The sequence below is a fragment of the Pseudomonas sp. LBUM1653 genome (assembly GCF_059716115.1).
The window spans coordinates 4,985,939-5,001,631 of record NZ_CP166803.1 but is presented as its reverse complement, the minus strand read 5'-3'; the positions used below and the strand labels follow the sequence as shown (position 1 = coordinate 5,001,631).

Sequence of the window (15,693 nt, the reverse complement as noted above, 5' to 3'; positions counted from 1 at the left end):
GCAACTGAACGCACAAGAGAGCCTCTTCAATGCCCGCCGTAAAGTCTTGCCGTCCACGCCCGGCGTCGTCCGGTCTGCGCCCGTTGTTGCGCCTGAGCCTGTTGTTGAGCCTGAGTGCCAGCCCGATTTTCGTCACCCATAGCTGGGCGGAAGACACCTCCCGCCGCAGCTATCAGGTGCCAGCCGGCAGCCTGAGCGATGCGCTGACCCGGTTCGCTGGCCTGGCCGGGGTCAACCTGTCGGTCGATCCTGCACTGGTCAGCGGTCGCAGCAGCGCCGGGCTGTCCGGTGACTATGGGGTGGAGGAGGGCTTCGTCCGCCTGTTGCAAGATTCCGGTCTTCAACTGCAACCGGTGGGCGAGCAGGCGTACATCCTGATTCCCGCGCCATCCGGCAGCAGCCTGCAACTGGGCGCCACCTCCATTTTCGCTACAGCGGGCGACGCGAGCGACCAGACGTATGCCGGTGGCCAGGTTGCACGCCGCGGTTCACAAGGCTTGCTGGGCTCGCAAGACTTTATGGAAACGCCGTTCAGCATGACCACCTACACCAGCGAGGCGGTCAAGAACCAGCAGGCGCGTACCTTGGGCGACCTGGTCGCCAGCGATCCCTCGGTTCGCGCCACCAACCCGGCGGGAGGGCGCTATGAGCAGTTCACCATTCGCGGGCTCAGCCTGTTCAATAGTGATGTTTCCTACAACGGTCTGTACGGTGTCCTGCCGACCTATACCATCGACATGGAGATGGCTGATCGCGTCGACATCCTCAAGGGCCCCAGCCAGCTGATCAACGGCATCTCGCCACGGGGCAGCGTGGGGGGCGGGATCAACGTGGTGCCCAAGCGCGCGACCGACCAGCCCATCACGTCGTTCACCGGCAGTTACGCCTCCAACAACCAGCTCGGCGGTGCCGTGGACGTTGGCCGGCGCTTTGGTGAGGAAGACAAGTTCGGCATTCGTTTCAACGGCGTGAAGCAGTCCGGCGACACCGAATGGGATCACCAGCGCGTCGATCGCGAGATGGCCGTGCTGGGCCTGGATTTTCGTGGTGATCGCCTGCGGCTCTCAACGGACATCGGGCACACCGAGCGTGAAACCGACGCCCCGCAGGAACGTGTGCAGATCGGCGCCAACGCGCAGGTGCCGAACGCGAACGATGTTCGCGACAACTACGCACAGCCCTGGAGCCAGGCGCGTACCACGGACACCTTCGGCACCCTGAACGGCGAATTCGATGTCAGCGATTCGGTCCTGCTGTACGGCGGTGTGGGCGCGCGCAAAAGCAATCATGACTTCCTCCGGCATGCCGTTGCGGTCACCAACGACGCGGGCGATTTCAGCGTGCTGCCGCGCGACTTCACCCGCGACGAAAATGTCCGCACGGCCACAGCCGGTGTGCGCAACTGGTTTCATACCGGCCCGGTAAGCCATCAGGTCAACCTGGCGGCCAGCTATTTCTACATGGACTTCGAGAATGGCGGCGCGCGTTATGCGGCGGCCCCCAGTAACCTCTACAACCCCGTGGAAACCCCAACGCCTGACAGGCCCACACGCTTCGATCCTGAGGTCTACACCGAGAACCGCTTCAGCAGCGTGGCCTTGTCCGACACACTGGGGTTCTTCGATGACCGGCTGCTGCTGACCCTCGGTGCCCGCTGGCAGCGGGTGCAGGTGGACGACTGGTCGGATGACATCAAGGGCGACACCGCCTACGACGAAGAAAAAATCTCGCCGTCGGGCGGCATCCTGTTCAAGGCCACCGACAAGCTGTCGCTGTACGCCAACTACATGGAAGGCTTGAGCCAGGGCAAGATCGCACCGTCGACCTCGGTCAACGAGGATGAGATCTTCCCGCCGTTCATCAGCCGCCAGGTCGAGGTCGGCGCCAAGTACGACGCCGGTGCGTTCGCCGTCACCGCTGCGGTGTTCCGGATCAAGCAGCCGGCCTACGAGACCAACGCCACGACGCGGGTCTTCGGCCCCAACGGCAAACGGCAGAACGATGGTGTGGAACTGAGTGTGTTTGGTGAGCCGCTCAAAGGATTCCGGCTGCTCGGTGGTGTGATGTACATCGACAGTGAATTGAACAACACCACCAATGGCACCTTCGACGGCAACCGGGCGCCCGCCACGCCGAAATACAACGTCAACCTGGGCGCCGAGTGGGACGTGCCGAGCGTACAGGGCCTGACCCTGACCAGTCGTGGCCTTTATTCCAGCTCGCAGTATCTGGACCAGTCCAACAACAAGGAAATCGATTCCTGGGAGCGTTTCGACGTGGGTGCGCGCTATGCGTTCAGGGTCGATGAAAAGACCATTACCTTGCGGGGCAATATCGAGAACGTCGCGGACAAGCGCTACTGGAGTTCGGCCGGGGCCTCGGATGACAGCGAGCCGGGCTTGACGCTGTCGACGCCGCGGACCTATCTGCTTTCGGCGACGGTCGACTTTTAAATCAATGCCTTTGTGGGAGCGAGCCTGCTCGCGAAGAGGGTGTGTCAGCCGCCATTTGTATCGTCTGACACGCCGCTTTCGCGAGCAGGCTCGCTCCCACAGGGGCTATGCAACACCGCCAAGGTTCAGCCTTGCAGATACACCGCATGGGTATGGGTGTACTCATACAACCCATGCTTGCCATCCGCTCCACCAATCTGCTGCGTCGAAAAGTCGCTGTTTTTTGATTCTTTGGTCAGTTTTTGGTTTTCCGTGAGTGCTTAAGTCTATAAACTTAACCTTTCGGTCAGCTTTGCATTGTCATCACAGCCCCTTGCATCGTCAAAAGGGGCTTCTGCACGACTCGAGATTTCCAGAACATAACCAGAAGGGCGGCCTCCATGACCGCCCATAGGATGATCCATGTCCAACCGTGAAATATCCCGGCGCTCGTTCCTTCAGGGCGGGCTGGTGGCGGGTGTGAGCGTGACGCTTACACCGCTGAGCAGTCAGGCGCTGGCAGCCTTGATGGAAAGCAGCGTCACCGTGCCGTCCGAGCAATGGCTTGGCAACAACGGCAAGGCGCGCGCCCGTAACGATGCCTTGTCCAAGGTCTGCGGCAGCAAGGTCTTTGCCCGCGACATCCGCGCCAAGGACATGCCGGGCTGGCCACAGCAGCAAGGCCACGCCATGCTGCTGAAAACCATCAAGGCCGACCGCATCTACGCAGGCATAGACCTGTCGTGGCTCGGCGCCGAATTGCAGCCGGACCGCATCTACGCAGGCATAGACCTGTCGTGGCTCGGCGCCGAATTGCAGCCGGACCGCATCGTCACCGCCGACGACCTGGTCAAGGACGGCATCGTCTTCCCGGAAGAACACGCCCCCGATCCACTGCTGCCAGCCGGCAAGGTGCCGATGTTCATCGGCCACCCGGTGGCGATCCTGATCTGGAATGACTTCGAGCGCTTCCGCCAGGCCAAGGCCCAGCTCAAGTTCAATGACAAAGCCATCCGCTATGGCGATAAAGCGCCGTTCTACGAAGGCGACCCGTACGGCAGCTTCCGCTACGTGCGTGTGGGCGGTGCGACCTCGGCCGACGAAGACGAATTCGCCAGCCTCAAGGATTCGATCCTGTTCCCGATGCTGCGCAACCGCCGCCCGGTGTGGGATTCTCAACCGAACCTGCACGGCAACCTGACTGAGCGCGGCTTGTTCTACGCCGAGCGCATGAAGCAGCAGATCGACACGCCGCCAGAAAACTGGCTGGTGTTCGACGAGCGCTACAAGACCCCGTCGATCGAACCCGCTGCGATGGAGCCGGACAACGGCAACGGCTGGTACGACCCGGCGTCCAAGACCCTGCACTTTGTCGTTGCGACGCAGTGCCCGTTGGAGACCGCAACCGAGACCGCGAAGATGATCGCGCCGTCGCGTTTCGGCCTGGCCAACCTGAACATGCACCCCGGCTACACCGTTGGCTACGGTTCCAAGGACCACAACATATTCGTGTACTACGCGGCGCTTGCGGCGTTGTACGGCGCCGGTGTACCAGTACGCCTGGCCAACGACCGCTACGAGCAATTCCAGAGCGGCATCAAGCGTCACCCGTTCGATATCCGTTATCAATTGGCGGTGGACAAGACCGACCACAGCTTCAAGATCTTCCGCGCCGAGATGAGCGTCGACGGCGGCGGACGGGTCAACTACAGCCCGTCGGTGGCAGCAGTAGGCGCCACGGCGGCGCAGTCGATCTACTACATGCCGCAGAACGATCTGCAAGTCACCGCTTATCACTCGCGCGCAGTGGAAGCCGGGTCGATGCGTGGCTACGGCACGCTGCAAAGCATGGCGTCCACCGAGATGATGGTCGATGAAATTGCCGATCGCCTCGGTGTCGATGCCATTGAACTGCGGCGCAAGAATGCCTTGCGTTCGGGCATGAAAAACACCCAGGGCGCGGTCCCGGCCGGTGCCTTGCGCCTGCACGAAATTCTCGACAAGGCGGCGGTCAACGAAGTCTGGAAAAACCGCAACGCGATCAAGCAACAACGCGAAGCGGCGGACCCGGACCACTGGTATGGCGTCGGTTTTGCGATTTGCCAGAAAGACTTCGGCACCGGTTCCGAAGCACCGATGGCCAGCATTGAATACACCGTTGACGGTCGCATCACCCTGCGCCACATCGGTATCGAAATCGGTACCGGCATGTCCACCTCGCAGGCGATAGTGGTGGCCGATTTCCTCGGTAACCCGGCGCACGAAGTGAAGACCGGCGAAACCGAATGGAAGGAGTTGCAGCTGATCAGCGGCGGCAACCCGTACATCATGAGCCAGGCCGAGCAGGACAACTTCCTGCGCAACCCGCGTTGGGTCGGCAAGGTCGCGTCGGCGTCGTCGGCGACCAACTCCGCCTACTACTTCAGCCACGCCACCCGGGAAGCGGCGCGTGTGCTGTTCAACCACGGCCTGTGGCCGGCGGCGCTGGAGATCTGGCGCCAGGGCCCGTACGGCGGCCAGGCCAACCCTTACGTGGTGCGCCGCGAAGACGCCCATTGGGTCGACGGCAAACTCACCGCCAACGGCATGGAGCCCTTGCCGTTCGCAGTGCTGGCCAAACGTGCCCACGAACGCGGTCTGGTCACCGGTGCCACGGTGCACGGCTTCAACCGCTGGAGCTGGGCCGAGGCCGAATACAGCATCGACGGCGTGCGTGAACGTCTGCCGCTCGATGGTCTGGCGGTCAAGTACGGCGACGGTGCACCGAAGGCGAAACAGGCGCAAATGAACAGCGCCGGTTTCCACTTGCTGGATCGGCAGAACATCGCCTACCCGCCGACCCAGTTGAACAACGCGGCAGTGACCTACTACAGCCCGGTGGCGACGCTGGTGGAAGTGAAGGTCAACAAGGGCTCGCACGAAGTGTCGGTGCTCAACCACCATTCGTGGGTCGAGTGCGGTCGGGTGCTGGTGCCGGAACTGGTCAAGGGCCAGCTCGAAGGCGGCATCGCCATGGGCATCGGCCATGCCTTGATGGAAGAAATGCCACTGTACGAAGGCGGGCCGGGGGAGGGTGACTGGAACTTCAACCGTTACCGCTTGCCGATGGCGCGGCACGTGGCAGTGTGGAAACAGACTGCGGAAATCCTGCCGCCGCTGTCGCCGAGCGATCCGTCCAAGGGCATCGCCGAGGTGGTGATGATCCCGGTGGTCGGTGCCATCGGCAACGCCGTGGCCCACGCCATCGGCAAACGTGTCCGCGACCTGCCTATCACTTCTGCACGCATCAAGGAGGCCCTCAATGGCTAACCGTCCGCTTCAACTGACCCTCAACGGTCAATCCGTCGGCCCGGTGGACATCCCTGATGACCTGCCGATGATCGACTACCTGCACGAATACAAGAACCTCACCGGCTCGCGCCTGGGCTGTGGCCAGGGCATTTGCCACGCCTGTGTGGTGATCGTCGACAACCCCGACGGCACCAGCGAAGAAGTGCGCACCTGCATCACCGGCGCACACTATTTCGAAGGCAAGAAAGTACGGACCATCGAAGGTCATGCGACCCGTGACGAGCAGGGCAAGGTCACCGAGCTGAACCCGATCCAGCAGCGCTTCGTCGACGAGTTCGCCTTCCAGTGCAGCTACTGTGCACCGGGTTTTGTGAATGCCGCGACGGTGCTGGTGGAAAAGCTGCAACGTCAGCCGATCGTCAAGAGCCAGCTGGAAAAAGTCATCGAGGACAGCCTTGGTCATCACATCTGCCGTTGCACCGGGTACGTGCGCTACTACAGCGCCACGCGCAACGTGCTGACCGATCTCGGCCTGGTCAAGGAGGGTTAAGCATGAAGCATCTACTTACCCGCCTGACGCTGGCGGTCGGCCTGGCTGCGCCTGTGTTGCTGGCGCAGGCGGATGATCAGGTGGTTCGTGGGGCTTACCTGGCCCGCGCCGCTGACTGTATGGCTTGTCATACCGCGCCGGGTGGCGCGCCCTATGCCGGTGGGCTGCCGATCGTTTCGCCGTTCGGCACGATCTACGGCACCAACATCACCCCGAGCAAAGAGCACGGCATCGGCCTGTACAACGATGACGAGTTCTTCGCTGCGCTCACCGCAGGCAAGCGACGTGACGGTGCCAACCTGTATCCGGCGATGCCGTACACCTCGTATCACCTGATGCCGCGTGAGGATTCCGACGCGATCCATGCCTACCTGAAAACCGTCGAGCCGATTGAACGTGATGCGCCGGTCACCAGCCTGAGCTTTCCGTTCAACGTGCGCCTGGGCCTGATGGGCTGGAACATGATGTACGGCAAGGACGTGAAGCTGGCGCCGGCCGAAGGCAAAAGCGAAGCCTGGAAACGTGGCCAATACATGGTCGACGTGCTCGGTCACTGCGGCGAATGCCACACCCCACGTGGCTTGCCTGGTGCCATGCAGCAGGACAAGCGCATGACTGGCGGCATCCTCAATGGTTATCTGGCCCCGAGCCTGCTGGCCACTGATTTGGCTGCCCGCGGCTGGAATCATCAGGATCTGAGCTCGTTCCTCAAGCACGGCATGAGCGCCCAGGGCACCATGTTCAACGAGATGTTCCCGGTGTTCCACAACAGCACCCAGGGCCTCAACGATGCGGACCTGGCGGCGATGGCGACCTTCCTCCTCGGCGACCAGCCACCGGCGGCGAAGGTGTTGACCGACGTGCCACTGGAAAGGCTCAGTGCCAGCGCGCAGCGCGGCCGTCAGGATTACCTGAACGTCTGTGCCGGTTGCCACGCGGCAGGTGGCGAAGGCAAACCGCACATCGCCGTGGCCATGCGCGGCAATACCACCTTGCGTCTGGAAGACCCGCGCAACCTGGTGCGGGTGATCGACGATGGCATCGGCGAGCAGAAGTTCGCAGGCTTCGAACACATGCAACCCATGCCGGGTTTCGCGCAGAAGCTCACCGACGAGCAGCTTGCGGATTTGTTGAATTACCTGCGCCAGGGGTGGGGTGGTCAACCGGGTGATCTGGCCTTGAGCGATGTGCAGAAGCTGCGGGCCGATGCGCCGCCGCTCGAGCACAAGGCGCACTGACATGCAGCATCTGGATCTGCAAGTGGTGCGGCGGGCGCTGGCGTGGTCGGCGGCCGGGCAGCGTGTCTGGCTGTGCAGCGTACTTGCCACTTACGGCTCGGCGCCTCGCGCGCCGGGTTCGTTGCTGGCGGTGAATGCTGACGGGCAGTGGATCGGCTCGCTGTCCGGCGGGTGTGTCGAGGAGGACTTCCTCGAACGCGTCGCCGAAGGTGCATTCGAGCAAGCGGTCAGTGTCGTGCGCTACGGCGAAGGCGACGACCCGCGCTCGCGGGTCAGCCTGCCCTGCGGCGGCGTGCTCGATGTGCTGGTGGAGAAGCTGGAGCCCGTCTGTGAGGTGCAGGCGCATCTGCGGGAGCTGGAGTCGGCGCTGTTGGGCCGACGTCGGCTGATCCGTGAAGTCGACCTGGCCAGTGGCGCGCGCAGTCTGTTCGATGATCGCGAGCAGGGCGTGCGCGTCGAACGCGAGATCGATCGCGTCAGGCTGCGCATCGGCGCGGCGCAGCGCCTGTTGCTGGCCGGGTATTCCAGTGTGGCGCAGGCCTGCGCGGAGTTCGCGGTGGGCCTGGGCTTCGAGGTGATTCTTTGCGATCCGCGGGACGAAGTACTGGAAGGCGTGGTGCTGGACAACGTGGAAATTCGTCGTCAACTGCCGTCGGTGTTCATCGCCGACGGCGGCTGCCATAGCGACACGGCAGTGGTGGCGCTGACCCACGATCCGCGCATCGATGACCTGGCGATGATGGAAGCGGTGCGTACCGACGCGTTCTACATCGGTGTGATGGGCTCCCTGCAGACCTCGCAAAAGCGCTTCGAGCGGCTGCGGCGCATTGGTGGGCTGGGGGAGGCGGAACTGGCGCGGATCCATGCGCCTATCGGGCTGAATCTGGGCAGCAAGACCCCGGCGGAAATCGCCTTGGCCGTGCTTGCCGATATCCTGCGAATTCGCAGCGGGATCGCTCGCGATCGACTTTGAAGCGACCCCGATCAGGGGCAAGGCTGGTTTTAAATGAGGCTCGTCGCTTAATTGGACGAGCCTTTTTTGTTGGGTGTCATTCTTGACACTGTCCGGTCAGCTTCTCTAGGATGCTGCCATGCGCCGATTTAAACAGCTACTTGCGGGGCGCCAGGTGACTCATTCAGTCGCCGACAGAAGCTTGAAACAGGCTTCGAAATACCGCTAAAGCGCTGGTTCGGTGTTGCCTCTCACCTGCCATGCAGACTTTTTGAGGCAGAGACACGACACGATGAATGCACTAAGCCCTGTTGTACGTCCCGCGCCGATCACGGCACATCTCACCCAGCGCAATCCAAAAATCCTGCTTGGCGGTAAACATCAGCCGACGCTCCTGCGTTACCTCGATGGTTGGCCACGTCGTACCGGTGGGCCGGCAGCCTTCCTGATCCAGTTTGTCGAAGACGGTGAATCCCTGGCGCGCTTTGCCGCGGACAGTTTCGATCTGGCAGTGATTCAGTCACCGAGCGTCGAAGACGCCCCTGAAATGATCAGGCAACTGACCCGCGTTGCCCGGCAAGGGCTGATTACACGTCGCTGAGGCTCGCTGAGGCCTCAGGGATAGTCGATCGCCACGATGTACACACATTGCTCACCCGTCGGTGTCTGGACCCGTACTTCGGCGTCCAGTGCCTTGCCGATCAGGGCGCGCGCCAATGGCGAGTCGATACTGATCAGGCCCTGTTTCAAGTCCAGTTCATCCGGGCCGACGATGCGATAGCGTGATTGCTTGCCATCCTCGTCCTCGATCGTGACCCAGGCGCCAAAATAGACTTTGTTCGGATCGCTGGGCTTTTCGCTGACGACCTTGAGGGCTTCCAGGCGTTTGGTCAGGAAGCGCACGCGACTGTCGATTTCGCGCAGCATTTTTTTGCCGTAGGTGTACTCGGCATTTTCCGAACGATCGCCCTGGGCTGCCGCCTCGCTGACCGATTGCGTCACTTGGGGGCGGCGGACGTGCCACAGTTCATGAAACTCGGCGCGCATCCGCGCTTCACCTTCGGGGGTGATCAGCGCGGTACCGGCGGGACGGGGAGGGCGATAACGGCTCATGGCAACTTTTCTTCGAATCAGGAGCGCTTGAGTCTATCAACCCTCGCGCAGGACTGTCAGTGGGCTGGCGTTCAAGGCTCGGCGAGTGCCGAACACGCCGGCGCCACCGATCAGCACGGCGCCGATCAACGGCAGCACCAGCAGCCACGGATGCGGATGCCAAGGCAGGTCAAAGGCGTAGCGGTAGAGCACCAGGCTGACGACTTCCGAACCCAGCGCCGCCAGCAAGCCGCTGACCGCACCCAGCAACCCGAACTCGATCCGTCGTGCCTTGACCAGCAACTGCCGCTCTGCACCCAGTGCCCGCAGCAGGGCCCCCTGGCGGATGCGTTCGTCCAGGGTCGCCTGCAGGCCTGAAAACAACACCGCCATCCCCGCCGCCAGGACAAACAACAGCACGTACTCTACCGCCAGGGTGACTTGGGCGAGGATGCTGCGCAGTTGCGCCAGCAGCGCCTCGACTTGCAGGATCGTCACCGCCGGAAAACTGCGCGACAGGTCGACGATCTGCTGGTCATGTCCTGCCGCCAGATAGAAGCTGGTCAGGTAGGTGGCCGGCAAATCCTTCAGGGTGCCGGGTTGGAAGATCATGAAGAAGTTCGGCTGGAAGTTGTCCCAGTTGATCTCCCGCAGGCTGGTGACTTTCGCCTCGCGATTGGCCCCGCCCACGGTAAAGACCAGATGGTCGCCGAGCTTGAGCTTCAGGCTTTCGGCGACTTTGCCCTCCACCGACACACCGGGGATTTCATCCGGCGGTTGCTCCGGCCACCAGTTGCCGGCGGTGACCTGGTTGCCCGCGGGCAGGTCTGCCGCCCAGGTCAGGCTCAGGTCACGCTGGATCGCCCGGTCGCCCGCCGATTCCTTGGTGACGATTTGCTGCACCGGTTCGCCATTGATGCTGATCAGCCGCCCCGGGACCACCGGATACAGTGGCGCCGATTGCGCCGACAACGAGATCAGGCGATCGGTGAATGCCTGCTTGTCCGCGGGCAGGATGTTCAGGGCAAAATAGTTCGGTGCGTTCTTGGGCAGCTGGTTCTGCCAGGTGTCCAGCAACTCGCCGCGCAGCAAGGCGATCAACGCCATCGACAGCAGGATCAGGCCGAATGCCAGGGACTGCCCCGCGGCTGCCAACGGATGGCGCAGCAATTGGCCCAGCCCCAGACGCCACGGCAGGGAGGCACGGGCCAGCATGCGTCGCAGGCTTTTCAACAGCAGCAACAGCAGGCCGCCCAGTACCAGTGCCGCGACCACGCCGCCGCCGAGCAGGGCGAAGGTCAGCACCAGGTCCAGGCTCAGACGCCACATGATCAGCCCGAGGGCGCCCAATGCGGCGCCGTAGACCATCCAGGTGCTGGAAGGAATCGGCAGCAGGTCCCGGCGCAGTACGCGCAAGGGTGGAACCCGACCCAGCGCCGCCAGCGGCGGCAGGGCAAAACCGGCCAAGGCCACGAGTCCAGTGCCGATACCGGCGATGGCCGGGAACAGGCCGCCCGGTGGTACGTCGGTCGGCAGCAAGTCATGCAGCAGGGCAAACAGTCCCAGTTGCGCCAGCCAGCCGATGGCGGCGCCAATGAGGCTGGCGAGCAGGCCGAGCACGGTCAGCTGCAGACTGAACAGCACCATGGTTTCCCGACGGGACAGGCCGAGGCAACGCAACAGCGCGCTGGCATCGAAGCGGCGGGTGGCGAAGCGGGTCGCCGACAACGCCACGGCCACCCCGGCCAGCAGCACGGCCACCAGGCTGGCCATGTTCAGATAGCGCTCGGCCTTGCCTAAAGCTCCACCAATCTGCCGATTGCCATCGCGGGCATCCTGGATGCGCTGGTTGGCGGCCAGGCCGGGTTTGATCAGTTGGCGATAGGTTTCCAGGGCCTCGGCCTTGCCGCGCCAGAGTTCGCGGTAGCTGACCCGACTGCCGGGTTGCACCACGCCAGTGGCTGCGAGGTCGTCAAGGTTGATCAACACCCGCGGCGTCAGGCTGTAGAAGTTGCCGGCGCGGTCGGGTTCGTAGGTCAGCACCCGTGCCAGCTTCAGGGTTTTCATGCCGACATCGATGCTGTCGCCGATCTTCAAGTCCAGTGCCGTCAGCAACCGTGCTTCGACCCAGGCATCACCGGGTTTTGGCCCGCCGCCGGGCTCTTCCGGGGCGAAAGGCGCAGGGGCGCTCTTCAGTTCGCCGCGCAAGGGGTAGACGCTATCGGCCGCCTTGATGCTGGACAACTGGATGCCGTTGTCCGTGGCGATGACACTGGAAAACTCCACCACCTGGGCGTGCTCGAGGCCCAGCTCGGTGCCGCTTCTTATTTGCTCGGGGCGCGCTGGTGAGCTGCCTTCGAGCAGCAGGTCGGCACCGAGAAACTCGGTGGCGCGCAACATCATGGCGCCATTCAGGCGTGCGCCGAAGTAGCCGATGGCGGTACTGGCGGCCACCGCGACCACGAGGGCAAAAAACAGCACGCGCAGTTCACCGGCGCGGGCATCGCGCAACAGTTGACGCACGGCGAGACTGAACAGGCGCAGCAGCGGCAGGCGTGCCATCAAGGCTCCAGAGGGGCGACCAGCAGGCCGGCTTCAAGACGGATCAGGCGCCGGCAGCGGTGTGCCAGGCGTTCATCGTGAGTCACCAGCACCAGGGTCGTGCCGCGTTCCTGGTTGAGTTCGAACAGCAGGTCGCTGATGCGCTCGCCGGTATGGCTGTCGAGGTTGCCGGTAGGCTCGTCGGCGAACAGCACATCGGGCTCGGCGGCAAACGCGCGGGCAATCGCCACGCGCTGCTGTTCACCGCCGGAGAGCTGGCGTGGCGAGTGGGTAAGGCGTTGGCCCAGGCCGACCCGCTGCAACAGCTCTGTGGCACGGCCGCGGGCGTCCTGGCGGCCATCGAGCTCCAGCGGCAGCATGACGTTTTCCAGGGCGTTGAGACTGTCGAGCAGCTGGAATGACTGGAAGACGAAGCCCACATGTTCAGCGCGGATGCGTGCACGCTGGTCTTCGTCGAGGTTGCTCAGGCCCTGGCCGGCGAGGGTGACTTCGCCGCTGCTCGGTAAGTCGAGGCCGGCGAGCAGGCCCAGCAGGGTGGATTTCCCGGAACCGGAGGCGCCGACGATGGCCAGGCTGTCGCCCTTGTTCAGTTCCAGGCTGAGTTGGTGCAGGATGGTCAGTTCACCTTCCGCGCTGGGAACCACTTTGCTAAGGTTCTTCGCGGTGAGAATGCTTGCGCCCATGGAGAATCCGATGCGTGTGTGGTTTTTGAGTGCTGGCCTGGCCTTGATGTGCATGGCCCAGAACGCAGCGGCGGGTACAGTCCTGATCGTTGGCGATAGTATCAGCGCCGGTTTCGGACTGGATACCCGCTTGGGCTGGGTGTCGTTGCTCGAGCAGCGGCTCAAGCGTGAAGGTTTCGACGATAAGGTGGTCAATGCGTCCATCAGCGGCGACACCAGTGCCGGAGGCCAGGCACGCCTGCCGGCGCTGCTTGCAGAGCATAAGCCGGAGTTGGTGATCCTTGAGTTGGGGGGCAATGACGGCCTGCGCGGCTTGCTGCCAACACAATTGCAACAAAATCTTGCGTCGATGATTCAGCAGTCGCAGGAGGCGGGGGCCAAGGTGCTGCTGCTGGGCATGCAATTGCCGCCCAATTATGGCGCTCGATACACCAAGGCGTTTACTGATGTTTACAGCAACCTGGCCGATGAGAAAAAGGTCCCGCTGGTACCGTTTTTCCTCGACGGCGTGGGCGGTCATCCGGACTTGATGCAGGCCGATGGCATTCACCCGGCAGCCGGGGCTCAGGACAAGTTGCTGGAAAATGTCTGGCCTACGCTAAAACCGCTGTTATGACACTTTTCTAGGAGCAGGCTTTCGGCTAAGGTGGCGCCCCCGATTTGGAGCCCCCGATGCCGCGTTCTGCCTGGTCACTTTATGCCTATCAACTGATCGAGCCTGACGAACAGCTGGATCTGTTCGCCTGCCAGGAAGTGCGGGTACACCTGGTGACCCGACAACTGGAGCTGGGCGGCTCGGCGGACCGGACCCTGTGCGGCAGTCTGCTGCCGGCTCAGCCACGCTGGTCGAACGTCGATCGCCGGGTGTTCCAGGACCAGCGCCTGTGCTCTTTGTGCCGGGCCATTCTTGAATCGCAAAAGCGTGGCACGTCGCCGATCTGGCCGGAGTTGCGGTTCGAGCTTTGATCATTGCAGTGGTAGGCGGTTAACTGTGTACATATCCATTGCTGCGGTAACGGCCGCTTAAGGTTCCGCCCTTACGGCGGGTGACTTTGAAAAGCGCAAAGTAACCAAACGCTCTTGCCCCACCACTCGGTGCCTCGCTTAGGCTCGGCATGCCCTCACTCCGGCATTGCTCCGTGGGTCGCCGCGATGGGCCATCCATGGCCCAGCGCGGCTAAACCGGCGTCCTGCCGGTTTACCCACTACGCAATGCCTGCGTTCGGCCATCGTAGTTTAACGGGGCGCCACAATCTAAAGCCAAAGCGAGGCGGCCTGACAGCCGACCTGATTTTAAGTGAACACGTTTCCCTGCAGGAGCGATGCTTGCTCGCGATGGACGTCAACGATAACGCGCCCTGTCTGGATGAACGCGTTGTCTGGAAGTCCATCGCGAGCAGGCTCGCTCCCACAGTTGGATCGTGGACAAGCCTGCAATCAGGTCGGCTGTCAGGCCGCCTCGCTTTGCTTTTGATCTGGCTTTTGATTTTCTTGCCCCATCGAGAGGCCGAGTGGAGGTTCTGCGCAGTGGGCAAACCGGCATGGATGCCGGTTTAGCCGCGCTGGGCCAAGGATGGCCCATCGCGGCGGGCCCACGGAGCAGGACCGGAGCGAGGGCATGCCGAGCCACAGCGAGGCACCGAACGCCAGAGGCAAGAGCCCTTGGTTACTTGGGGCTCTTCCAAGTGACTCGCTGTAAGAGCGAAACCCTAAGTGGCCGTTACCGCAGCAATGGATATGTACTCCGTCAACAAGCAATAGGTCGGCGGTCAGGCCGCCTTGACTACCAAGCCAGCTCCCCCAGGAAATGCCTTGCATCGCCTGCAACCCCCGCGACCTCCCCGAAATAACGGCCAGCGGTGTACAATCCCGTTCTTATACCCTCTGTCGATCATGCAAAGGATTTTCCGGATGTTGCCGCGCTTTCCCGCCGTCACCCGCTGCCTGACACTTGCCGCTCTCTGTGTAGCGGGTCCCGTCGCAGCATTGGAGCTACCCCTGCCACCGCCTGGTGAAGACATCGTCGGTCAGGTACAAGTGATCCAGGCCAAGTACGAAGACACCTTCGCCGACCTCGGCACGACCTACGACCTGGGCTATTCGGAAATGGTGGCCGCCAACCCTGGCGTCGATCCATGGCTGCCCGGCGCCGGCACTGAAATCGTGCTGCCGACCCGCTTCATCCTGCCGCCCGGCCCGCGTGAAGGCATCGTCATCAACCTGGCCGAGTACCGCCTCTACTACTTCCCGAAAGGCCGGAACGTGGTGTACACCTTCCCGCTGGGTATTGGCCGTGAAGGCTGGGGCTCGCCGATTGCCCACACCAGCATCGTCGCCAAGACCCCGAACCCGACCTGGACGCCTCCTGCGTCGATCAAGGCCGAGCATGCCGCCGATGGTGATCCGCTACCCAACGTGGTGCCGGCCGGCCCAGACAACCCTCTGGGGCCGTTCAAGTTCACGCTGGGGACTCCGGGCTACCTGATCCACGGCTCGAACAAGAAGTTCGGTATCGGCATGCGCACCAGCCACGGCTGCTTCCGCATGTTCAACAATAACGTGCTGGAAATGGCGGGCATGGTGCCGGTCGGGACGTCGGTGCGGATCATCAACGACTCCTACAAGTTCGGCGTGAGTGGCGGCAAGGTTTACCTGGAGGCGCACACGCCGCTGGACGACAAGGGCAACCCGTCGGTGGTCGACAAGCACACCGCGGTGATCAACGCGATGCTCAAGCGTGAAGACATCACCAACAACCTGCGCATGAACTGGGATGTGGTGCGTGATATTGTTGCGGCCGAAGATGGCCTGCCGGTGGAAATCGGCGTGCCGAACACTACCGCGCCGATGGTGACGAGTGCGCCGATCGACCCGCTGCAGTAATGCCTGAAAC

At 62.7% G+C, this 15,693-nt stretch carries 12 protein-coding genes; 9 read left to right on the top strand and 3 right to left on the bottom strand.

Annotated features, from left to right (window positions below; translation table 11 throughout):
- The first annotated feature begins 29 nt into the window (after window positions 1–29).
- The 6 genes from ACA054_RS22545 (at window position 30) to ACA054_RS22520 (ending at window position 9,064) form a co-directional block, all read left to right on the top strand.
- The gene (locus ACA054_RS22545; RefSeq protein WP_497686233.1) at window positions 30–2,453 is read left to right on the top strand and encodes a TonB-dependent siderophore receptor; all 2,424 of its coding nucleotides are present in this window, start codon (window positions 30–32) and stop codon (window positions 2,451–2,453) included.
- A 402-nt stretch (window positions 2,454–2,855) separates the two neighbouring features.
- Window positions 2,856–5,741 (top strand): xanthine dehydrogenase family protein molybdopterin-binding subunit, encoded by a 2,886-nt coding sequence (locus ACA054_RS22540; RefSeq protein ID WP_497686232.1) that lies wholly within the window; start codon window positions 2,856–2,858, stop codon window positions 5,739–5,741.
- Window positions 5,734–6,273: a (2Fe-2S)-binding protein gene (locus ACA054_RS22535; protein WP_007982256.1), complete on the top strand. Its 540-nt coding sequence runs from the start codon at window positions 5,734–5,736 to the stop codon at window positions 6,271–6,273. The genes ACA054_RS22540 and ACA054_RS22535 overlap by 8 nt, the downstream gene beginning before the upstream one ends.
- A gap of 2 nt (window positions 6,274–6,275) precedes the next feature.
- On the top strand, window positions 6,276–7,511 hold the full coding sequence (locus tag ACA054_RS22530) for a c-type cytochrome (RefSeq protein WP_497686231.1): 1,236 nt from the start codon (window positions 6,276–6,278) through the stop codon (window positions 7,509–7,511).
- Between the two features lies 1 nt (window position 7,512).
- On the top strand, window positions 7,513–8,484 hold the full coding sequence (locus tag ACA054_RS22525; protein WP_497686230.1) for an XdhC family protein: 972 nt from the start codon (window positions 7,513–7,515) through the stop codon (window positions 8,482–8,484).
- A 271-nt stretch (window positions 8,485–8,755) separates the two neighbouring features.
- Entirely contained in the window at window positions 8,756–9,064 is a 309-nt protein-coding gene (locus ACA054_RS22520) for a hypothetical protein (RefSeq protein ID WP_020795467.1), read from the top strand.
- Window positions 9,065–9,078: 14 nt separating this feature from the next.
- Here the strand turns inward: ACA054_RS22520 and greB are convergent, their stop codons facing one another.
- From greB to ACA054_RS22505, 3 genes are read right to left on the bottom strand one after another with little or no spacing between them, the layout of a single operon-like run.
- Window positions 9,079–9,576, bottom strand: a complete 498-nt coding sequence (gene greB, locus ACA054_RS22515) for a transcription elongation factor GreB (RefSeq protein WP_497686229.1) — start codon at window positions 9,574–9,576, stop codon at window positions 9,079–9,081.
- A 36-nt stretch (window positions 9,577–9,612) separates the two neighbouring features.
- Window positions 9,613–12,117: an ABC transporter permease gene (locus tag ACA054_RS22510; protein ID WP_497686228.1), complete on the bottom strand. Its 2,505-nt coding sequence runs from the start codon at window positions 12,115–12,117 to the stop codon at window positions 9,613–9,615.
- Window positions 12,117–12,800 carry an ABC transporter ATP-binding protein gene (locus tag ACA054_RS22505; protein WP_008055295.1) on the bottom strand — a complete coding sequence of 228 codons (684 nt, stop codon included), beginning with the start codon at window positions 12,798–12,800 and terminating at the stop codon, window positions 12,117–12,119. Before ACA054_RS22505 ends, ACA054_RS22510 begins: the two co-directional genes overlap by 1 nt.
- Window positions 12,801–12,810: 10 nt before the next feature.
- Here ACA054_RS22505 and ACA054_RS22500 point away from each other — a divergent pair, with 10 nt between their 5' ends.
- The 3 genes from ACA054_RS22500 to ACA054_RS22490 all read left to right on the top strand — a co-directional run bounded on the left by ACA054_RS22500 (window position 12,811) and on the right by ACA054_RS22490 (window position 15,683).
- Entirely contained in the window at window positions 12,811–13,416 is a 606-nt protein-coding gene (locus tag ACA054_RS22500) for an arylesterase (protein WP_497686227.1), read from the top strand.
- A gap of 56 nt (window positions 13,417–13,472) precedes the next feature.
- On the top strand, window positions 13,473–13,766 hold the full coding sequence (locus ACA054_RS22495) for a hypothetical protein (protein WP_008055299.1): 294 nt from the start codon (window positions 13,473–13,475) through the stop codon (window positions 13,764–13,766).
- A 945-nt stretch (window positions 13,767–14,711) separates the two neighbouring features.
- Window positions 14,712–15,683 (top strand): L,D-transpeptidase family protein, encoded by a 972-nt coding sequence (locus ACA054_RS22490; protein ID WP_497686226.1) that lies wholly within the window; start codon window positions 14,712–14,714, stop codon window positions 15,681–15,683.
- Window positions 15,684–15,693 lie beyond the last annotated feature (10 nt).